Annotated in this window: 20 protein-coding genes; 11 read left to right on the forward strand and 9 right to left on the reverse strand. The window is 68.8% G+C overall.

The features are described from left to right. Positions 1 to 30: 30 nt before the first annotated feature. Positions 31 to 537: a GNAT family N-acetyltransferase gene (locus ACFV15_RS09350; RefSeq protein WP_378349714.1), complete on the reverse strand. Its 507-nt coding sequence runs from the start codon at positions 535 to 537 to the stop codon at positions 31 to 33. Positions 538 to 576: 39 nt separating this feature from the next. Between ACFV15_RS09350 and ACFV15_RS09355 the strand changes: the two genes are divergently transcribed. After that, on the forward strand, positions 577 to 1329 hold the full coding sequence (locus tag ACFV15_RS09355) for an alpha/beta fold hydrolase (protein WP_378349715.1): 753 nt from the start codon (positions 577 to 579) through the stop codon (positions 1327 to 1329). A gap of 454 nt (positions 1330 to 1783) precedes the next feature. Here the strand turns inward: ACFV15_RS09355 and ACFV15_RS09360 are convergent, their stop codons facing one another. Continuing rightward, a complete protein-coding gene (locus ACFV15_RS09360) occupies positions 1784 to 2611 on the reverse strand; it encodes a phosphotransferase (protein ID WP_378349716.1) in 828 nt (275 codons plus the stop codon). 126 nt (positions 2612 to 2737) lie between these two features. On the opposite strand from ACFV15_RS09360, the gene ctaD reads away from it, so the two are divergent. The 6 genes from ctaD (at position 2738) to ACFV15_RS09390 (ending at position 10608) form a co-directional block, all read left to right on the forward strand. Then, a complete protein-coding gene (gene ctaD, locus ACFV15_RS09365; protein ID WP_091289493.1) occupies positions 2738 to 4519 on the forward strand; it encodes a cytochrome c oxidase subunit I in 1782 nt (593 codons plus the stop codon). Between the two features lie 75 nt (positions 4520 to 4594). Further along, positions 4595 to 5824, forward strand: coding sequence for a phosphoserine phosphatase SerB (serB, locus tag ACFV15_RS09370; protein ID WP_378349717.1), 1230 nt, complete (start codon positions 4595 to 4597; stop codon positions 5822 to 5824). Further along, complete coding sequence (locus ACFV15_RS09375) at positions 5821 to 6585, forward strand: peptidyl-tRNA hydrolase (protein WP_378349718.1); 765 nt, start codon at positions 5821 to 5823, stop codon at positions 6583 to 6585. Before serB ends, ACFV15_RS09375 begins: the two co-directional genes overlap by 4 nt. A gap of 21 nt (positions 6586 to 6606) precedes the next feature. Continuing rightward, complete coding sequence (locus ACFV15_RS09380; RefSeq protein ID WP_378349719.1) at positions 6607 to 7014, forward strand: OsmC family protein; 408 nt, start codon at positions 6607 to 6609, stop codon at positions 7012 to 7014. Positions 7015 to 7044: 30 nt separating this feature from the next. After that, a complete protein-coding gene (locus ACFV15_RS09385) occupies positions 7045 to 8790 on the forward strand; it encodes a serine/threonine-protein kinase (RefSeq protein WP_378349720.1) in 1746 nt (581 codons plus the stop codon). A 42-nt stretch (positions 8791 to 8832) separates the two neighbouring features. Beyond that, complete coding sequence (locus ACFV15_RS09390) at positions 8833 to 10608, forward strand: serine/threonine-protein kinase (protein WP_378349721.1); 1776 nt, start codon at positions 8833 to 8835, stop codon at positions 10606 to 10608. On the opposite strand, the gene ACFV15_RS09395 is transcribed toward ACFV15_RS09390, so the two are convergent. From ACFV15_RS09395 to ACFV15_RS09410, 4 genes are all read right to left on the reverse strand, one after another. After that, positions 10605 to 10850 carry a hypothetical protein gene (locus ACFV15_RS09395; protein WP_378349722.1) on the reverse strand — a complete coding sequence of 82 codons (246 nt, stop codon included), beginning with the start codon at positions 10848 to 10850 and terminating at the stop codon, positions 10605 to 10607. The genes ACFV15_RS09390 and ACFV15_RS09395 overlap by 4 nt on opposite strands. After that, positions 10847 to 11194, reverse strand: coding sequence for a hypothetical protein (locus ACFV15_RS09400; RefSeq protein WP_378349723.1), 348 nt, complete (start codon positions 11192 to 11194; stop codon positions 10847 to 10849). Before ACFV15_RS09400 ends, ACFV15_RS09395 begins: the two co-directional genes overlap by 4 nt. 56 nt (positions 11195 to 11250) lie before the next feature. Continuing rightward, complete coding sequence (locus ACFV15_RS09405; RefSeq protein WP_378349724.1) at positions 11251 to 13296, reverse strand: ATP-dependent DNA helicase; 2046 nt, start codon at positions 13294 to 13296, stop codon at positions 11251 to 11253. A 98-nt stretch (positions 13297 to 13394) separates the two neighbouring features. Beyond that, the gene (locus ACFV15_RS09410; RefSeq protein ID WP_378349725.1) at positions 13395 to 13979 is read right to left on the reverse strand and encodes a biotin transporter BioY; all 585 of its coding nucleotides are present in this window, start codon (positions 13977 to 13979) and stop codon (positions 13395 to 13397) included. 187 nt (positions 13980 to 14166) lie between these two features. Between ACFV15_RS09410 and ACFV15_RS09415 the strand changes: the two genes are divergently transcribed. Next, positions 14167 to 14844 carry a choice-of-anchor P family protein gene (locus tag ACFV15_RS09415; protein WP_378349726.1) on the forward strand — a complete coding sequence of 226 codons (678 nt, stop codon included), beginning with the start codon at positions 14167 to 14169 and terminating at the stop codon, positions 14842 to 14844. A 130-nt stretch (positions 14845 to 14974) separates the two neighbouring features. Here the strand turns inward: ACFV15_RS09415 and ACFV15_RS09420 are convergent, their stop codons facing one another. Genes ACFV15_RS09420 through ACFV15_RS09430 form a run of 3 tightly spaced genes read right to left on the reverse strand, consistent with a single transcriptional unit; the run spans position 14975 to position 17490 of the window. Beyond that, positions 14975 to 15610: a bifunctional 4-hydroxy-2-oxoglutarate aldolase/2-dehydro-3-deoxy-phosphogluconate aldolase gene (locus tag ACFV15_RS09420; protein WP_378349727.1), complete on the reverse strand. Its 636-nt coding sequence runs from the start codon at positions 15608 to 15610 to the stop codon at positions 14975 to 14977. Next, positions 15607 to 16182, reverse strand: coding sequence for a nicotinamidase (locus tag ACFV15_RS09425; protein ID WP_378349728.1), 576 nt, complete (start codon positions 16180 to 16182; stop codon positions 15607 to 15609). The genes ACFV15_RS09420 and ACFV15_RS09425 overlap by 4 nt, the downstream gene beginning before the upstream one ends. A 9-nt stretch (positions 16183 to 16191) precedes the next feature. Next, positions 16192 to 17490 carry a nicotinate phosphoribosyltransferase gene (locus ACFV15_RS09430; RefSeq protein ID WP_378349729.1) on the reverse strand — a complete coding sequence of 433 codons (1299 nt, stop codon included), beginning with the start codon at positions 17488 to 17490 and terminating at the stop codon, positions 16192 to 16194. A gap of 75 nt (positions 17491 to 17565) precedes the next feature. On the opposite strand from ACFV15_RS09430, the gene clpS reads away from it, so the two are divergent. Genes clpS through ACFV15_RS09445 form a run of 3 tightly spaced genes read left to right on the forward strand, consistent with a single transcriptional unit; the run spans position 17566 to position 19054 of the window. Continuing rightward, positions 17566 to 17862, forward strand: coding sequence for an ATP-dependent Clp protease adapter ClpS (clpS, locus tag ACFV15_RS09435; protein WP_091290397.1), 297 nt, complete (start codon positions 17566 to 17568; stop codon positions 17860 to 17862). Further along, positions 17862 to 18419 (forward strand): DUF2017 domain-containing protein, encoded by a 558-nt coding sequence (locus tag ACFV15_RS09440; RefSeq protein ID WP_378349730.1) that lies wholly within the window; start codon positions 17862 to 17864, stop codon positions 18417 to 18419. The genes clpS and ACFV15_RS09440 overlap by 1 nt, the downstream gene beginning before the upstream one ends. After that, positions 18416 to 19054 (forward strand): P1 family peptidase, encoded by a 639-nt coding sequence (locus tag ACFV15_RS09445; protein ID WP_378349731.1) that lies wholly within the window; start codon positions 18416 to 18418, stop codon positions 19052 to 19054. Before ACFV15_RS09440 ends, ACFV15_RS09445 begins: the two co-directional genes overlap by 4 nt. The last annotated feature ends 5 nt before the right edge of the window (positions 19055 to 19059 follow it).

Raw genomic sequence — 19059 nt, forward strand, 5'->3', positions numbered from 1 at the left:
TCGAGCTCGCCGGTAGTGCCGCTATCAGGCTCACCGGCGGTAGTGCCGACTCATCAGGCCCGCGTAGGTCTCGGAGACGTAGTCCTTGAAGCCGAGACGTTCAACGAGCCGCCATGACGGCTCGTTGACCTCCGCCGCGCTGATCACCACGGGGAATTCCGGCAGCTCCCGCTCGGCCCACTCGACGATCGCGCGTGCCGTTTCGAGCGCATAGCCCTTGCCCCAGGCGCTGGGGCGGAACCGGTAGTAGAGGTTCAGCATCCGCCTGCCGTGAAAGCGCCGGTGACGGACGCCGCCGATGCCGATGACCTCATCTGAACCCGCTTCGAGCACGGCGACATAGCCATAGCCGTACTCAGTCCAGTGTTCGAGCCAGTTGCCCAGCTCCTTCACCGCGGTCCGCTCGTCCGGCGGGTCGGGGTGAAACCGGTTGGTCTCCGGATCGGTCTGGATTTCGACCACCGCCTGGCGATCCGTTTCACGGACCTGGCGCAGCAGCAGGCGGGCGGTGGCCAGGTCCCCGAACTTGATCGTCATAACGAGGACGGTAGCGGCGATGTCCGACAGAATGCTGTCATGCCCGAACTGCCTTTGGTCCTGCTGCACGCCTTTCCCGTCGACGCCCGCATGTGGAACGCGGTCCGAGCGCCGCTCGCCGAGCGGATCCGGCTGATCACGCCGGATCAGCGCGGGCTGGGCAGGTCACCGCTGCCCGAGACGGACCGAGAACCCACGCTCGAAGACGCCGCGCGCGACGTGATCGCCCTGCTCGACCGGCTGGAGCTGGACGAGGTCGTGCTCGGCGGTTGCTCGATGGGCGGCTACCTGACACAGGCCGTGCTGCGCGTCGCGCCGGAACGGATCGGCGGGCTCATCTTCATCGACACCAAGGCGACCGCCGACGCGCCGGAGGCCGCACAGGCCAGGCTGGACCTGGCGAAGCGAGCGGAGGCAGACGGCATCACGGGCTGGCTCGCCGACGCCGCCATGCCACTGATGTTCGCGGACGCCACGCTCGCCGAGCGGGCCGACCTCGTCGCCTCGACCCGCGAGCTGATCGAAGCGCAGTCCGCCTCCGGAATCGCATGGGCGGCCCGAGCGATGGCCGCCAGGCCGGACTCGCTCGACCTGCTGCGAGAGACCGGCGTTCCGACGCTCGTGCTGGTCGGCGAGCACGACAAGGTCACCCCGGTCGATCAGGCGAAGCTGATGGCCGGGGCCGCGCCGAACTCGACGCTCGAGGTGTTGCCCGAGTCAGCGCACCTGACGCCACTGGAAGTGCCCGATCTCGTCTCCCGCGCGATCCTTGACTGGTATCCGCGCGGCTGACGACATCGTCGACGAGCACGTCTGTGCCGTGTGTCCGGGGTCGTGACCGCTCAACCCGTGCCGGTCGGGCTGAGCGGTCACCATCCCCCTGTCCGTACTGTGCAGACCGGATCGGCGAGTTCCTCCGGACAAGGAGCTGTCACCACTCCAGGAACTCGTCGAGCCAGCCCGGCGAATTGGCCACTTCGCCGATGACGGCCGGAACCCGCGTTCAATGCGTCGCTCGGTGCGTCCCCCTCCGGTCCGGCTGACTCCCGGGAAGCCAGTGGATACCGGAAAAAGCGCACCTCGCCCACGTGATAGCCAGGTTCCGGACCGTCTTTTCGGGACAGTCCAGCACCGGTCGGCTCAGTGGTGAGCCGACCGATTCCAGTGCGGCGCGTCAGTGCCGCGAGCTCGGTGTGAGGTTGTCAATCTTCACGCTCAGGACGCTAGCCGTGGGCACCGACAACTTTCACGCGAAGTACCTCGCGAGGCACTCGCGGGCCGCTTCGATTTCGTCCGGAAACCGTTGCGCCACAATGAATCGCCAGGGCACTTCAAAAAGTTTCCGCAAATTTTCGAACGGGTCCAGCGCGGCCGGACCGGGGTGCGCGGGGTAGGCGTCGAGTGCCTCCGGGAAGGTGCCGCGGAGTACGCCGAGATCCCAGGCGAGCGGTCCGCGCCAGGTGTCTTCGAAGTCGAGCCAGCACGGCCCGGCAGCGGTGGCGATCAGGTTCCCCGGATGCGCGTCACCGTGCAGTGCCTGCGCCGGCCCGGCCGGCAGTGTCGCGGCGATCCGGTCAGCTTCGTCGCGCAGCCGGTCGGCGGCCCCGTCGAGCACGTGCTCCCAGAGATCGAGCGCCCGATAGGTCTCCGCGAGCGGCCCGTCGGAGGGGAGCGGGCCTTCGTAGTCACGGAGCGCGACGTGGACCGCGTGCAGCGACGTCGCGACCTCTGAAGCGGTGAACCGGTGGTTCGGGTCATGCGGGGTGAAATGCCACAAAGTGACCCAGTGACCTGCGGCGAAGTGCGGGCCAGGCCCCGGATCTGACAAAGGTGAGACAACTCGCACACCACGCTCGGTGAGGAACGACGACACCGCGACATCACGCGCCAGCCAATCGTGTGGCTCCGGCCGGACCAGGCCGGTGGTCGCGGGCACGCGCGCGACCACCGAACCCAGTCTCACCAGCACGTTCGACCGCTGGTGGAGCAGTTCGGGGTCCTCGTGCGGCAGCCCCAGACGCTTGGCCACTTGCACGGCGGCGGCCACCCCTGAAACCGTGTACTCGTCGCGCATCGCGTGATCTTGCCAGCCGGTGCGCGCGACTGTCGGTAGTGAGGGCTACGATCCCCTCAGCCGTCGAAGTGGGCCCGAGCGCGCTTCGACGACCCGATGATGACCACCACAGTGTTGGAGGCAGGAGTGACGGCCGTAGCCCCCAAGCCGATCGCCACGCGCCCATACCCCGCGCGCGAGTCGGTTAAGGGTTCGTACCTGCTGCGGTTGTTCCGCACGACGGACCACAAGCAGATCGGCATCATGTACCTCGTGACGTCGTTCGCCTTCTTCATGGGCGGCGGCGCGATGGCGATGCTCATCAGGACGGAGCTGGCCCGCCCAGGGCAGCAGTTCCTTTCGCAGGAGCAGTACAACCAGCTCTTCACCATGCACGGCACGGTGATGCTGCTGCTGTACGCGACCCCGATCCTCTTCGGCTTCGCGAACTTCATCCTGCCCCTGCAGATCGGCTCGCCCGACGTCGCGTTCCCGCGGTTGAACGCGTTCTCGTACTGGCTGTACCTGTTCGGCGGCCTCATCGTGATGTCCGGCTTCCTCACCCCTGGTGGCGCCGCGGACTTCGGCTGGTTCGCCTACACGCCGCTGTCCGACGCGATCCACTCGCCGGGTGTCGGCGCCGACCTCTGGATCTCCGGCCTGGTGGTGTCCGGTCTCGGCACCATCCTCGGCGCGGTCAACATGATCACCACGGTGATCTGCCTGCGCGCGCCCGGCATGACGATGTACCGGATGCCGATCTTCACCTGGAACATCCTGATCACCGGTATCCTGATCCTGCTGGCGTTCCCGATCCTGACCGCGGCCCTGATGGGCCTGCTGGCGGACAGGCATCTCGGCGCACACGTCTTCGATCCGGCCAACGGCGGCGTGATCCTCTGGCAACACCTGTTCTGGTTCTTCGGCCATCCAGAGGTCTATATCGTCGCGCTACCGTTCTTCGGGATCGTGTCGGAGATCTTCCCGGTCTTCAGCCGCAAGCCGCTGTTCGGCTACAAGAGCCTGGTCTGGGCGACGCTGGCGATCGCCGCGCTGTCCATCGCGGTGTGGGCGCACCACATGTACGCGACCGGTTCGGTGCTGCTGCCGTTCTTCTCCTTCATGACCTTCCTGATCGCGGTCCCGACCGGCGTGAAGTTCTTCAACTGGATCGGCACGATGTGGAAGGGGCAGATCTCCTTCGAGACGCCGATGATCTTCTCCATCGGCTTCCTGGTGACCTTCCTCTTCGGTGGCCTGACCGGCATTCTGCTGGCCGCGCCCGCGATCGACTTCCACGTCTCGGACAGCTACTTCGTCGTGGCGCACTTCCACTACGTGCTCTACGGGACGATCGTGTTCGCCACGTTCGCCGGTATCTACTTCTGGTTCCCGAAGATCACCGGCCGGATGATGGACGAGAAGCTCGGCAAGTGGCACTTCTGGACCACGTTCATCGGCTTCCACGGCACCTTCCTCGTCCAGCACTGGCTGGGTAACGAGGGCATGCCGCGCCGGTACGCGGACTACCTGGCCGGCGACGGGTTCACCACGCTGAACACGATCTCCACGATCGGCGCGTACATCCTCGGCGCCTCGACGCTGCCGTTCATCTGGAACGTCTTCAAGAGCTACCGCTACGGCGAGATCGTCACGGTCGACGACCCGTGGGGCTACGGCAACTCGCTGGAGTGGGCGACCTCGTGCCCGCCGCCGCGGCACAACTTCACCTCGCTGCCGCGCATCCGTTCGGAGCGCCCGGCGTTCGAGATGCACTACCCGCACATGGTGGAGCGGCTGCACGCCGAAGGCGAGATCGGCTTCTTCGGCAACCAGAAGCCCAACTCGCACGCGAAGGCGCCTTCACAGGTGCTCACCGAAGCCGCGATGCCGGGGTCCCATGACAAGGACAACGCGAGCGAGCAGTAAATGGACCGAAAAACGACGCGTGTCTGTTCCTTGGGCACGCGTCGTTTTTTATGCGCCGACTAAAGGAAGACCACAGTGACGCAGACACCAGTCCTGATCACCACCACCGGCCCCGACAAGCCCGGTGTGTCCTCCGCGCTGTTCGCCGTGCTGACCCGGCATGACGTCGACGTGCTCGACGTCGAGCAGGTCGTCATCCGCGGCAAGCTCATCCTGGGTGTGCTCGCCGGGGTCTACCGCGACCCGGAGGGGCTGCAGGAGTCCGTCGAGCAGGCGATGGCGTCGGTCGGCATGCAGGTCGACGTGCGGATCGGCTCGGAGATCGGCGAGGACCCGTTCGCGCTGGGGCGGATCGACTCCACCCACGTCGTGGTCGTGCTCGGCCGTCCGGTGACCGCGCGCGGGTTCGCCGAGGTCGCGCGGGGACTGGCCGGGATCGGGGCGAACATCGACTCGATCCGCAGCGTCGCCGACTACCCGGTGACCGGCCTCGAAATGTACGTCTCGGTCGCCGAAGACACCGAAAAGGCCGACGCGCAGCTGCGCTCCGAGCTGGCCGACCTGGCGGCGAAGGTCGAGCTGGACCTGGCCGTCGAGCGGGCCGGTATCGCGCGGCGCGCGAAGCGGCTGGTCGTGTTCGATGTCGACTCGACGCTCATCCAGGGCGAGGTCATCGAGATGCTCGGCGCGTACGCCGGGAACGAGGCGCGGATCCGCGAGATCACCGAAGCGGCGATGCGCGGCGAGCTGAACTTCTCGGAGTCGCTGATCAAGCGGGTCGCGCTGCTCGAAGGACTCCCGGCCACCGTGCTCAAGGAGGTCGCGGACTCGCTGGAGCTGACGCCGGGAGCGCGGACGACCGTGCGGACGCTGAAGCGGATGGGCTTCAAGTGCGGTGTCGTCTCCGGCGGGTTCCTGACGATCATCGACAACCTGGTCGAGGACCTCGGGCTGGACTTCGCGGCGGCCAACGAGCTGGAGATCGTCGACGGCAAGCTGACCGGGCGGGTCGTCGGGGACATCGTCGACCGGGCGGGCAAGGCGACGGCGTTGCAGCGGTTCGCCGCCGAGTACGAGATCCCGCTCGAACAATGCGTCGCGGTCGGCGATGGGGCGAACGACATCGACATGCTTTCGGTGGCGGGGATGGGCGTCGCGTTCAACGCGAAGCCCGCCTTGCGGGAAGTCGCGGACACCGCCATCTCGCACCCGTACCTGGACGCGGTGCTGTTCGTACTGGGTGTCACGCGTGCCGAGGTCGAGGCGGCCGACGCCGCCGACGGGCTGGAATCGCTGCGGCCATGAGCGTGCTGGAATCGCTCGGTGCGCGCTACGCCTACTGGCTCGGACTGCCCGCGGAGGACACGAACGACACCTCCGACGAGGTGCCCGAGCTGGTCAGGGCGATGCCGATCATCCTGCGGATCGAGCGAGCCGAGCCGCCGGGGCGGACCGCGCTGCTCGAGGCAGCGGCGGCGGCTTCGATCGCTGTCTGCCTGGATGAGCGTGCCGAGCCGGAAGGCGAATGGCATGCCGAGGTGAGCGCGTGGGTCGATGAGCGGATCCGCAAGGTCGCGCGGCGGGCACGGGGTGCGCATTGGCAGGCCGTGCAGGCGCTGCCGGGTGTCACGGTGACGGTCGACGGCGCCGAGGCGCGCGCGTTGGTGCCGGGACTGGTCGTCGAGGCGCCGAAAGAGGTCAGCAGGCTGCAGATCTCGGGCAGCGAGCTCCCCGCCGACGAGCCGGGGCCGGTGCCGGACGGGGTGCCGGTGCTGTGGCTGAACCCCGAGGTGCCGATGACGGTCGGCAAGGCGGCGGCGCAGGTCGGGCACGCGACGATGATCCTGGCTTCGCTGCTGGACGCCGCGCAGATCGAAGCGTGGGCTTCGTCGGGCTATCGGTGCGCGGTGCGGACGCCGAGCGTCGCACTGTGGAAGGAACTGCATCCCGGCGGCGACCCGGCCAGTGCTTGGCGTCAGCGCCGCGTGATCGCGGTGCGGGACGCCGGGTTCACCGAGGTGGATCCGGGGACTGTGACCGTGCTCGGGCAGTGGAACAACGGCTGAGCGAAGGCGGTTCTACCCGATATGGCACTGGAAGTTCAGCGTGAAGGCGAGCACGACTTCGTCGGGCGTAACGAGCGTGGGGCCGAGGTCCGTATCGGCCGGAACGGGCAGCAGGGGTCGTTTTCGCCCGCCGAGTTGCTGCAGATCGCCGCTGCCGGGTGCTCGGCGGTGACCGCCGAAAACCTCATCACCCGGCGGATCGGCGAGGACTCGAAGTTCCGGGTCGAGGTGACGGCCGACCGGCGTGAGGGCGCTTCCGAACTGGACGCGGTGCACGTCGAATTCGATGTCGACCTGTCCTCTCTGGACGAGGAACAGCGGGTGGCGCTGGCCGCGGCCGTGGATCGCTCGATCGAGCGGCTTTGCACGGTGAGCCGGACGCTGAAAAAAGGCATTCCCGTGACAGAAAATCTGCCAACAGGCATTTAGCCCGCTTGTCCGCCTCTACACTTTCCCGCCATGGGTGGGAGGTTGATCGCGGAACGTTACCGCTTGGAAGAGCGGATCGGCACCGGCGGCATGGGCGTCGTCTGGCGCGCCACCGACCTCGAACTACGCCGGGTGGTGGCGCTCAAAAGGTCGCACGACGACGGTGACGGTGGCCAGATCCGGCGCGAGGCGCGGATCGGTGCCGGGCTGCAGCATCCGAACGTGGTCAGCGTCTATGACGCGGTGGTCCATGACGACGACCGCTGGCTGGTGCTGGAGTACCTGCCTTCGCGATCCCTGGCCGAAATTCTGGACTCCGACGGGCCGATGGCGCCGACGGCGGCCGCCAAGATCGGCGCGCAACTGGCCGGCGCGCTGGTGGCGATGCATGCCAAGGGGATGGTGCATCGGGACATCAAGCCGGGCAACATACTGGTGGCCGACGACGGCACTGCCAAGCTGACCGATCTCGGCATCGCGCAGTGGGCGGAAGTGACCCGCGCGGATACGGGCCTGATCAGTGGCACGCCCGGCTATCTCGCTCCCGAGGTGGCCGACGGCGGGGATTCGGGTGCGCCCGCGGACGTGTTCTCACTGGGCGCGACCTTGTTCGCGGCGGTGGAGGGCGGCTCGCCGTGGGGTACGACGGAATCGCCGTTCCGGCAGCTGCGGCGTGCGGCTGCGTTCGAGATCGAGCAGGCGCGGCAAGCGGGTCCGCTCGCTCCGGTGCTGGACGCGTTGCTGCAGCGGCGACCGGCGGCGCGCCCCACCGCGGCCGTGGCCATGCGCATGCTGGCCGAGATCGGCGGAACCATCATGCCGGAGCCACCGCGGCGGCGGTTCCGGATGCCACGCCGCGCGCTCGCGATCGCGGCGAGCGTCGTCGTCCTGGTCGCGGTCGCCTCGGTCGCTTTGTTCGGTCTCGGAAACTCGGTCATCGCCGACACGACTGGTGATCAGCGGACAGCGGATCCGTGTGCGATGTTCGACAAAGAGAAATTGAGCCAGTTCGGCAAGGTCACTGTGGTCACCGATCGAGGCGCGATCAACGAGTGCCGCGCGCTGGTGGCCGTGTCCACCGGCGACCCCAGGGACGTGGTCGAGGTCAAGGCGGTGCTCGATCTGCCGGATTCGCCGCCGGTGACGCGACCGGAGCCGGGCGAGTTGCCCATGCCGGACACACCGTTGGCGGAGAAGGGCGAGTGCACCCGGGTCATCCCGTTGCCGGACGGGAACGTGTTCACCATCAGCGTCAAACACCTCAACGGGTTTGAAGCCAGGCTTTGTGAAATCGCCAATTCTGCGACCGTTTCGGCATTGGCCGTGCTCAATCGTGGGCAGATTCCCAGGCGGCCGCCCCCGTCGGCGAAGTCGTTGGCAAGCCTGGACGCGTGCAAGCTCCTTTCCGCACAGGAAGTACCGACAGTGGTCGGCGGGACTGTGACGCCCAGCCCCTACTTCGGTTCTTGGATGTGCGAATGGCGGTTCGCCGCCAAGGAATTGACCATCGGCTTCGACCGGGAGAAGGTCACGTCCGATGTGGACGGCGCCAGGGAGACGACGGTCGGCCCCTACCGTGCGCACGTCAAAGCGGGCACCGGCAACTGGGAAGGGACCTGCTTCCTCAAACTCGAGTATCGGCGCTTCGCGGGATCTGACGTCGAGCGGGTGGAGGTCCTCGAGTTCTTCTTCGGCGAGAAGGGCAGGCCGTGGACGGAGAGCTGCGCCGGAGTCGAGGCGGCGGCGAACCTGGTCGCCGCCCGGTTACCCCGATAGCAGGGGTCGTTCACGGCCGTTCGCACCACTACACTGCCCGGCATGGGCGGGAGACTGGTCGCTGAGCGCTATCGGCTGGAGGAACAGGTCGGTGCCGGCGGTATGGGCGTCGTCTGGCGCGCCACCGACCTGGAACTAGGGCGGACGGTCGCGCTCAAGCGGTCGCAGTCCGGTGACGGCGGGCAGATTCGCCGCGAGGCGCGTATCGGGGCCGGGCTGCAGCATCCGAACGTGGTCAGCGTGTACGACGCGGTCACCTACGACGATGACCGCTGGCTGGTCATGGAGTACCTGCCCTCGCGAAGCCTGGCGACGATCCTCGAGACCGACGGCGTGCTGTCCCATGAGGAAGCTGCCCGGATCGGGCTGCAGCTCGCGAGCGCACTGGCGGCGATGCACGACAAGGGGATCGTGCACCGCGATATCAAGCCGGGCAACGTTTTGGTGGCCGAGGATGGCACGGCGAAGCTGACCGATCTCGGGATCGCGCGGTGGGCCGACGAGACCCGGACGGAGACCGGGCTGTTCGGCGGCACCCCCGCCTATTTGGCGCCCGAAGTGGCCGATGGGCTCGACGCGACCAAGGCGTCGGACGTGTTCTCGCTGGGCGCGACCTTGTTCGCCGCGGTCGAGGGTGGATCGCCGTGGGGCGCCTCCGAGGACACCCCGCTGCGGCAGCTGAGACGCGCCGCGGCGTTCCAGCTCGAAGCGCCTCGCAAGGCGGGCGTGCTGACACCGGTGCTCACCGAATTGTTGCGCAGGCCGTCCGCGGCGCGGCCGAGCGCGCGCGAGGCCGCGCGCATGCTGGCGGAGGTCGCCGGCGAGACGGTGCCCGAGCAACGCGCGCCGAGGAGGCGGCGCCGGCTACCGCGGCGTGCGCTTGTCGCGGGTGCCGCGGCGCTGGTCGTTTTGCTCATCGCGGGGTTGTTGTTCGTGTTTCGTGGTGACACGGTCTCCGCCGCGACCGTCGGAGATCAGCGCACGGCGGATCCGTGTTCGCTGCTCGACCCGGCAGTACTCGCCCAGTCCGGGCCGGTGAACCCGGATCCCGATTACGGGAACTTCAACGGCTGCGAGGCCCATATCAGGCGCGGCCCCGAGAAGGGCAACGTCGTCGACGTCCGGGTCGAGATTCAGCTGCCCGGTGAATTGCCGCCACCTCCGAAGCTGCCCGAACCGGGGCACATCGGCATACCTGAGCGCCCACCCGCGAAAGACGACAAATGCGAGAGGATCATTTGGCTGCCGGACGGAAACCAGGTCAAGTTGGTGGTCAAACACAACAGCGGTGACTGGTTCGACGACCTTTGCGGGATTGCCGAGCCACTTGTCGACGGGGCGCTGAAAGTGCTCAACCGGGGGCAGATTCCCCGACGCCAGCATCCGCCAGCCCAGGGATCACTGCAAGCGCTCGATGCTTGTGCGTTGGTCAGCGCCCAGGAAAGCTCGAAAGAGCTTGGTGGGCGAGCGACAATGGCGGCCGGCTACGGCAATTGGAGCTGTTACTGGACGAGCCAGAATCGTCAACTGACAGTTGAGTTCGCTCGCGAGTGGTCGCCGTTGGATGCAGACGAGGGCACCCGCGAAATCATCGGCGGGCGCGAGACCTACGTCGAGGCCGGCGGTGATGGCTGGGAGGACGGCTGCAAAGCGGAAATCGCGCATCGGCAGTTCACCGGATCCCCTGGATCGCCGAGCCAGCACTGGGTCGAGACGGTGATGCTGCATGTCGAACAACGAGGCACCAAGGGATCGGAACACTGCGGTGTCGCGAAGGCCGTCGCGGGGATGGTCGCTTCCCGGCTGCCCGCGATCTAGTCGCCGTAGTCCTCTGTGGAGCCCTCGTCGAGGTGCCTGGCGAGAAGGGTGCGGCTGACGCAGGGGAAGACCGTGCCGCAGTCGCGGCAGGCACGGGCTTTCGAGACGTCGAGCTTGGGACGGGACTTGAACATGCCGGTGCGAGGCTTGAGCGTGAAGGTGATGGCAGTCGTTCCCGGCACCTGAATCTCGCCGGGCGGGGTCAGCCGCTCGGAGCCGCAGACCCCGCAGCGCAGGGTCACTTCGACGCCTTGTCGGCGCTCCACACCACGTAGGCCTCGTCGGCGTCCGTGGTCATGGCCTCGACGAACTTCTCGTGGTTGAAGCCGGGGAGCGTCTGGAGGCGCTCGATCAGCGCGTCCGCCGCCGGGTCCGCGCTGGGGATGGCGGTTCCCTTGCCGTCGGCGCCCGCGAGCATGAAGAACACGTCTTCTTTCGAGAGGCCCTCGGGGATCACTCTGATCACGACCGCGGTCAGTTCCTGCCAGGTGACGGCTTCTTCGCTGCCGTCGGCGAGCTGGCGTCGGACACCGGTGTCGTCGACGCTGACGGTACGGGACTGTGCGTTGGCCGAGTCCTGGGACAAGCGGTTCTCCTAAGAACTTCTGATTCCTTAACGGTAGCCGGGCGCGCTGGGTGAGCTCAGGCGGGGGCCGCCGCGTCGAGCCTGCGGAGCGCGTCGCGCACCACTTGGGGATCCGTGGTCGGCCAGAGCGGGGGCAGCGAGGCGCGCAGGAACCCGCCGTAGCGCGCGGTCGCGATGCGTGAGTCGAGCACGGCCACGACGCCGCGGTCGCTGATGGCCCGGTGGAGCCTGCCGGTGCCCTGCGCGAGCAGGAGCGCGGCGTGTGTGGCCGCGACCGTCAGGAAACCGTTGCCGCCGCGGGCTTCCACCGCGCGCTGGCGGGCGGAGGACACCGGGTCATCCGGCCGGGGGAACGGGATGCGGTCGACCAGCACCAGCTGCAGGGAGGGGCCGGGCACGTCGACGCCCTGCCAGAGCGACAGGGTGCCGAACAGGCAGGTGCGGGCGTCGTCCGCGAACTTCTGGACCAGCAGGGACGTCGAATCCTCGCCCTGGCACAAGATCGGGTACTTGATGCGGTCCCGCAGCTCCTCGGCGGCCTGCTTGGCCGCGCGCATCGACGAGAACAGGCCCAGCGTGCGGCCACCGGCCGCGTCCACCAGCTCGGCGATCTCGTCCAATGTGGACTTCTGGAGGCCGTCCCTGCCCGGCGCGGGCAGGTGCTTGGCCATGTAGAGGATGCCGTTGCGCTTGTGGTCGAACGGGGAGCCGACGTCGATGCCGGTCCATTTGATCGCCTCGATGTCGGACGGTGCTTCCTTGTCCGTCGCGGTGCCCTCGGCCTTGACGACCTTGACCTGCTTCGACGGCAGGCCCCACTGGCGGGCGAGTGTGTCGAAGTTGCCGCCGAGCGTGAGCGTCGCCGAGGTCAGGATGGTGGTGTTGAGGCCGAAGACCTTCTCACGGAGCAGGCCGGCGACCGCCAGCGGCGCGACCTTCAGAGACGGCGGGCGCGGGTTGGCGGAGAAGGTGTCCGCCGTCATCCAGACGACGTCGCGCTGGTGCGCCTGGTCGGGGTCGAAGGCCTCGAGCATGCGCATCGCGTTGTCGTGGATCTCGTCGAGCAGGGTGCGGGCGAGCTTGCGCGCGGTGGCGTCCTCGACCTCTTCCTTGCGATCCGGGCCCATCGCGGTGATGCACGCGTGCGCCGCGTCGCGGACACCCGCGAGCACGCCCGCCAGCGGCTTGGGCAGCGTGTCGAACCGGCCGGCCTGCAGGTCGTCGAGGATGAGGGCCATCGCGTCGCTGGACTCCATCAGGCGATCCGCGATGTCGGCGTCGATGAGCTTGCCGCAGCGGCGGACCGCGACCGAGACCATGGACGCGGTGAGCTCGCCGGTCGCCACCGAGGTGACCCTGTCGACCAGTTCGTGTGCCTCGTCGATGATCACCACGTCGTGCTCGGGGAGCACCTGGTAGCCCTGGAGCGCGTCGATGGCGAGCAGCGCGTGGTTGGTGACCACGATGTCCGCGCGGCCCGCCTCGGCGCGGGCCTTCTCCGCGAAGCAGTCCGTGCCGATCGGGCAGCGCGCGGCGCCGAGACATTCCTTGGCGGTGACCGAAACCTGGCGCCACGCCTGGTCGGCGACGCCGGGTACCAGCTCGTCACGGTCGCCGGTCTCGGTGTCCGACGACCATTCGAAGAGCCGTTTGACGTCCTTGCCCAGCCTCGATACGGCGAACGGGTCGAACAGCGCCTGGTCCTCCGGCTCGTCGGGTGCGCCCGTGTCGAGCCGGTGCAGGCACAGATAGTTGCGGCGCCCCTTGAGGATGGCGAACGTCGGCTCGCGGCCGAGCACCTTCTTCAGCGCCTTCGCCAGCCGCGGCAGGTCCCTGTCGACGAGCTGGCGCTGCAGGGCGATGGTCGCCGTCGAGACGACGACGGTCGACTCCTTCTCCACCGCGTGCCGGATGGCGGGGACCAGGTACGCCAGCGACTTGCCGGTGCCGGTGCCCGCCTGCACGGCGAGATGCTCGCCGGTGCGGATGGCGCGGCCGACCGCGTCCGCCATCTCGACCTGACCCGCGCGCTCGGCGCCGCCGACCGCCTCGACCGCGTGGGTGAGGAGCTCGAGGACGCCGGGGAGTTCAGATCTGGCCACGCCAAAGAAGATAGCCCGGCCCGCCGACAAGATCGGGCGGTACCGGGCCATCGGTGACCGTTGCCGCCGGAATCCGGTGGCAACGGTCCACTTCGGGTCTAGCGGCGGAAGCGGTTGACCAGCGCCCACGTCGCGGGCAGCAGCGCCGAGGCGAGCACGATCTTGATGACGTCGCCGACGAGGAACGGGACGACACCCTTGTCGAGCGCGGTCGCCAGCCCGAAGCCGGTCGAGGCCATCAGCCACGGCACGCCGAACGCATAGATCGCGACGTTGCCGAGCACCATGGTGCCCATCGTGCGCAGTGGGGTGCGGTCGCCGCCGCGGCCCGCCAGCGCGCCGACCAGCGCGCCCGCGAAGACGAAGCCGACGATGTACCCGGCGCTCGCGCCGGTCAGGCCCGAGGTGCCGTTCTGGAACCAGGGCACGCCGACGGCGCCGACGAGCAGGTAGACCAGCATCGACGCGGCCCCGCGCTGCCAGCCGAGCGCGGCGCCGACCAGTAGCGCGGCGAAGGTCTGGCCGGTCAGCGGCACGGGCGTACCCGGGATGTGCACCGAGAGCTGCGCGGCGAGACCGGTGAGCCCGGCGCCGCCCGCCACCAGCGCGATGTCGCGCGCGAGCGTGCCGGGGATGAGGTCGGCGAGTACGGTGCGCCGCGCGCCGACGGACAGCGAAGCCATGGGGTCCTCCAGGTGATCGTGGAACCAGCCGAGGCTAACCGCCACCCCTCGTGCACGGCTGGACAAAGTCGCATTCCTCACTCGTGGATCACGTCTACACCTTCGGGTGGTGTTTTCACCGGATAGTCAGGGTGAATCCGTCACACGCCGATGTCGAAGTGGGGAAACACGATTGAAGGAGGCGCCCATGGTGTGGGGCGAGAGGACACGCGCGGCCGCGCTGGCCGCGCTGGCGTGCGGCGGACTGGTGGCCGTCCCGTCCGTGGCACACGCGGACGGGAGCAAACCGCCGTCGGCCTGGGCATCGGCAGGCAAGGTCGACGTCACGGCCGGCACCGACCACCTGTACATGGATTCGCTGGCGTTGTGCTCGGTGGCCGGGCCCAAGAAGAACAAGTCCAACGGCGGCTCGGTCGGCGACCTGATCAAGTACGGGGTCGCAGACTCCGACTGCGGCTGGACCGAGCAGGCGGGCACCTACGTCGCCGTCGGGCAGGCGCGGGGTTCGCGTTTCGAGACTTCGATACTGAAACAGTTCGGCGGACCGGTGATCACCGTCCGCACCTTCGACGTCAAGTGCAGCACCACCGCGCTCGGCAGCAACGGCTACGTCCAGTTCGGCGCGGTGGAGGGCTTCGCGACGCCGGACAAGATCGAGCCGAACACCACCGTGCTGATCGAGGGCACGGAGAAGGAAAAACCGCTGGCCAGGATCGTGCTGAACGAGGTGGTCGTGCCGGAGCCCGCTGACGGCTCGCTGACGACCACCGCCATCCACATCACGCTGTTCCCGGCAGGTGACGGCCCCATCAGCGGGGACATCTACGCGGGCAGCGCGGGTTGCGATCCGTACGGTCGAGGCTGAGGTCGTGAGTGGTATGGCCGGGTTGGTTCCGGCCATGCACAAACGGCCCCCGTGGGGCGGGGGGGTCCGCCCCCCGTGGGGGGGCGTCGGGGGTGGTTTGTGCTGGCCCCCTAAAACCCGGCCATACCACTCACGACCCCGAAGCGGCGGCTACGAATTCGCGGGCGCGGGCGGCCAGTGCGTCGAGCGAGCCGCCGGTGAGGGCGTCGTCGAGCAACGGCGTCGCGGCGGCGACCGCGATGGCGCCGGCGGCCAGGTACTTCGCCACGTCGGTGAGGTAGACGCCGCCGGTCGGGACCAGCGGGACGTCCGGCATCGGGGCGCGCACCGCGTGCACGTAGGCGACTCCGCCGAGCGCCGCGGCCGGGAAGACCTTCACCGCCGCCGCGCCCGCGTGCCAGGCCTGGTCGATCTCGGTCGGCGTGAGCGCGCCGCAGATCACCGGGACCTCGCGGGCCGCGGCACGCTCCAGCACGGCAGGGCTGACGGTCGGCGTGATCAGGAAGTCCGCGCCTGCGTCGGCCGCGATGTCCACATCGGACACCGTGCGCACACTGCCCGCGCCGACCAGCGTCTCGGCGTCGAGTTCCTTGCGGATGGCGGTGATCGCGTCCGGCGCGCCCGGCGTGGTCAGCGTCGCTTCGAGCAGGCGGACCCCGGCGCCGTGCAGCACCGAGGCCACCTCGACGAAGCGCGACGCGTCACCGGCGCGCAGGATCGCGACGAGCCGGTGCCGCGCGAGCGTCTGCAGGAACGGGGTGGTCATGCGGCCGGGACCGGGGCCGTGCCGGTGTAGGTGACGCCCGCTTCGTCGAAGTCCTTCAGCGCGGCGTCGACGGTCGGCTGCGAGCCGCCGACGGTCAGGTCGAGCAGCACCCGGACCTTGAGACCGGCCTTGGCGGCGTCGAGCGCGGTCGCGCGCACGCAGAAGTCCGTCGCGATGCCGACCACGTCGACCTCAGTGACCTCGCGCTCGGCCAGCCAGTCCTTGAGCGACTGGCCGTCGCCGGACGCGCCCTCGAAGCCGGAGTAGGCCGCGCTGTACTCGCCCTTGGAGAACACCGCGTTCACCGGCGCGACGTCGAGCGCGGGGTGGAACGAGGCGCCCGGCGTGCCCGCGACGCAGTGGCGCGGCCACGAGTCCTTGAAGTCGGGCGTCTCGCTGAAGTGCGAACCCGGGTCGATGTGATAGTCGCGGGTGGCCACGACATGCGTGTAGTCACCGCTGTTGGCCAGCTTCGAGATCGCCTCGGCGGCGGCGGCGCCACCGGGCAGGCCGAGCGAGCCGCCTTCGCAGAAGTCGTTCTGCACATCGACCACGATCAGGGCGGTCCCCATGTTCGTCTCCTAGAGAAAGAGCGTCGGAATTGCGGGTTCACCGTGCGAGAGCTTCAGGCCCTCCCACGGCAGGCTCACCAGCGCGCGGCGCAGGCGTGCCCGCGCGTCGTCCAGCGTGGGCAGATCGTCCACGGTTTGTCCAGCTCGCACCAGGGGGATCTGCAGCGCGCGGTCGTATTCGTCGGCGTCGGGCACCGGGCCGTCGACGGTGTAGATGACCTCTTCGACGGCCGTGCCGGTGCTCTTGTGCCTGCGGATCGCCGCCTTGCGGCCGCCGCGCGAGATCTTCTGCGCGCTGCGCTTGGCGACCGGCCTGCCGTCGACCTCGACCAGCTTGTAGACCATGCCCGCGGTCGGCGCGCCCGATCCGGTGACCACGGACGTGCCGACGCCGTACGCGTCGACCGGCTCGGCGCGCAGCGCGGCGATGGCGTGCTCGTCGAGGTCGCCGGAGACGACGATGCGGGTGTCTTTCGCGCCGAGTGAGTCGAGCTGCTCGCGAGCCTGGCGGGCGAGCACGCCGACGTCGCCGGAGTCGATGCGGATCGCGCCGAGCTCCTTGCCGGCGACGCGCACGGCCGTGTCGATGCCGGTGCTGATGTCGTAGGTGTCGACCAGCAGGGTGGTGTCGGCGCCCATGTTCGCGATCTGCGCGCGGAACGCCTCTTCCTCACTGTTGTGCAGGAGCATGAACGCGTGCGCGACCGTGCCGCGGGTGGGGATGCCGTAGCGGCGGCCCGCTTCGAGGTTGGACGTCGTCGCGAAACCGGCCAGGTAGGAGGCGCGCGCGGCGGCGACGGCCGCCCACTCGTGGGTGCGGCGTCCGCCCATCTCGATGATCGGCCTGCCGTGCGCGGCGCTCGACATGCGGGCAGCGGCCGACGCGACGGCGCTGTCGTGGTTGAGGATCGACAGGACCAGCGTCTCCAGCACGACCGCCTCGGCGAACCCGCCGGTCACCGTGAGGATCGGCGAGTTCGGGAAGTACAGCTCGCCCTCGGGGTAGCCCTCGATGTCGCCGCCGAACGAGTAGTTCGCGAGCCATTCGAGGGTGTTCGCGTCGACCACGGCCGTCGATTCGAGCTGGCCGATCTCGGCGTCGGTGAACTTGAAGTCCGCGATCGCGTCCAGCACGCGCGCGGTGCCCGCGACCACGCCGTACCGGCGCCCGTCCGGCAGCCGCCGCGCGAAGACCTCGAACACGCACGGCCGGTCGGCCGTCCCGTCGGCCAGCGCGCTGCTCAGCATCGTCAGCTCGTAGTGGTCGGTGAGCAACGCGGTGCTGGTGACCGGTTCAGGAGAGCCCATAGTGGTAAGCCTATTCACTCACATGGCGGGCCCTGCCAGCCCATCCCCGGTGGCCATCGTGACACCATGGACAGCATGTCGACGCCTGTCGTTGCCGAGCAGACGCAGGTTGACCCGCTTGGGGGCGAGGTCGTCGCCGAGGACAAACCTTGGCAGACCATCGTCTGGAACGACCCGGTCAACCTGATGTCCTACGTGACCTATGTCTTTCAGAAGCTGTTCGGGTACAGCAGAGACCACGCCACGAAGCTGATGCTCGACGTCCACCACAAGGGGAAGGCCATCGTGTCGTCCGGTTCCAAGGACAAGGTGGAGGCCGACGTCGCGCGCCTGCACGCGGCCGGCCTCTGGGCGACCATGGAGCAGCCCTGATGAAGAACTGGCGGCGTAAGGGCGAGGTCGTGCTCGCCGGGTTCGAGCAGCAGGAGGCCGCGGTGCTGCGCGGGCTGGTCAGCCAGCTCGAGGACATGCTGCGCGCGCGTGCCGAGGAAGCGCCCCAGGACGAGCTCGCCGAGCTGACCGGGATCCGCACCGGGCCGACGGAGTCACCGGACGACCCGGTCCTGTCGCGCCTGCTGCCGGACTTCCACCGGCTCGACCCGGACAATCCGACCAAGGAGTCGCTGGACTCGGCGGCGGCGATGCGCTCGCTGCACGAGCCCGAGCTGCTGGACCTGAAGGTCGGCGTCGCGACCGTCGTGCTGGAGACACTGCCGCGTGACGGCGGCGACGTCCGGCTGGACTTCGAGCAGGCCGACGCCTGGCTGAAGGCCTTGAACGACGTGCGGCTCGCGCTGGGCACCGCCTTGGACGTCACCGAGGACATGCCCGACGAGCTGCCCGAGGACGATCCGCGCGCGCCGCACCTGGGTGTCTACCACTGGCTGACCTGGGTGCAGGAGAGCCTGATCCAGGCGCTGACCGGGTGACCGTCTCCGTCGGCATGTTCGGCGGGGTGACCGTCGTGCTGTTCTCGTCGGTGACCGGCGCGGCCGTGGACTTCCGCGGTGCTGTCCTGGGTACGCGTGAGACGGACCTGCTGGGCCCGGAGAACCTGGTGCAGCGGATCGACGCGCTGTGCTTCTCGTCCGGCGGTTCGGCCGGGTTGGCCGCGGCGGACGGGGTCGTGCGCTGGCTGAGCGAGCGGGGACTCGGGTTCCCGGTCGGGGCATCGCCGCATGAGGTCGTGCCGATCGTGCCTGCGGTGACCGTCGCTTCTGGTGCTCCAGGGACGGCTGAGGACGGCTACGCGGCTTGTGAAGCGGCGCGCGAGCTGGCTGTGCAGGACGAGGTCTGGGCGCTCGCGGTCGGCTCGACCGGGGTGGTCGTGGTGGACGCCGTGCTGGCCAAGTCCGAGTGCAAGCGGCTGACCGTGTCCGCCCAGGATGGCCTGATCAGGGCCACCGGGAGCGGCGGGACGGTGTTCGCGGTGGCGACCGGGCCTCGGGAGCTGCCCTCGGAGGTCATGCCGCGGGCGGTGGCGTTGAACGGGCTGTGCACGGAGGCTGCGAGGGTGTTCGAGGTGAGCATCTCAACAGATGGACGCGCCCCGTCCAGCACATAGGATAT

This window comes from Amycolatopsis sp. NPDC059657, assembly GCF_042734395.1.
Taxonomy (GTDB): Bacteria; Actinomycetota; Actinomycetes; order Mycobacteriales; family Pseudonocardiaceae; genus Amycolatopsis.

What these genes read in the sequence shown, in the direction of transcription:
- ACFV15_RS09360 (WP_378349716.1), bottom strand. Translation starts at nt 2,611, where the DNA reads ATGCGCGACGAGTACACGGTTTCAGGGGTGGCCGCCGCCGTGCAAGTG.
- ACFV15_RS09385 (WP_378349720.1), top strand. Translation starts at nt 7,045, where the DNA reads ATGGGTGGGAGGTTGATCGCGGAACGTTACCGCTTGGAAGAGCGGATC.
- ACFV15_RS09380 (WP_378349719.1), top strand. Translation starts at nt 6,607, where the DNA reads ATGGCACTGGAAGTTCAGCGTGAAGGCGAGCACGACTTCGTCGGGCGT.
- ACFV15_RS09440 (WP_378349730.1), top strand. Translation starts at nt 17,862, where the DNA reads ATGAAGAACTGGCGGCGTAAGGGCGAGGTCGTGCTCGCCGGGTTCGAG.
- ACFV15_RS09425 (WP_378349728.1), bottom strand. Translation starts at nt 16,182, where the DNA reads ATGGGGACCGCCCTGATCGTGGTCGATGTGCAGAACGACTTCTGCGAA.
- clpS (WP_091290397.1), top strand. Translation starts at nt 17,566, where the DNA reads ATGTCGACGCCTGTCGTTGCCGAGCAGACGCAGGTTGACCCGCTTGGG.
- ACFV15_RS09375 (WP_378349718.1), top strand. Translation starts at nt 5,821, where the DNA reads ATGAGCGTGCTGGAATCGCTCGGTGCGCGCTACGCCTACTGGCTCGGA.
- ACFV15_RS09390 (WP_378349721.1), top strand. Translation starts at nt 8,833, where the DNA reads ATGGGCGGGAGACTGGTCGCTGAGCGCTATCGGCTGGAGGAACAGGTC.
- ACFV15_RS09420 (WP_378349727.1), bottom strand. Translation starts at nt 15,610, where the DNA reads ATGACCACCCCGTTCCTGCAGACGCTCGCGCGGCACCGGCTCGTCGCG.
- ACFV15_RS09430 (WP_378349729.1), bottom strand. Translation starts at nt 17,490, where the DNA reads ATGGGCTCTCCTGAACCGGTCACCAGCACCGCGTTGCTCACCGACCAC.
- ACFV15_RS09410 (WP_378349725.1), bottom strand. Translation starts at nt 13,979, where the DNA reads ATGGCTTCGCTGTCCGTCGGCGCGCGGCGCACCGTACTCGCCGACCTC.
- ACFV15_RS09355 (WP_378349715.1), top strand. Translation starts at nt 577, where the DNA reads ATGCCCGAACTGCCTTTGGTCCTGCTGCACGCCTTTCCCGTCGACGCC.
- ACFV15_RS09350 (WP_378349714.1), bottom strand. Translation starts at nt 537, where the DNA reads ATGACGATCAAGTTCGGGGACCTGGCCACCGCCCGCCTGCTGCTGCGC.
- ACFV15_RS09415 (WP_378349726.1), top strand. Translation starts at nt 14,167, where the DNA reads ATGGTGTGGGGCGAGAGGACACGCGCGGCCGCGCTGGCCGCGCTGGCG.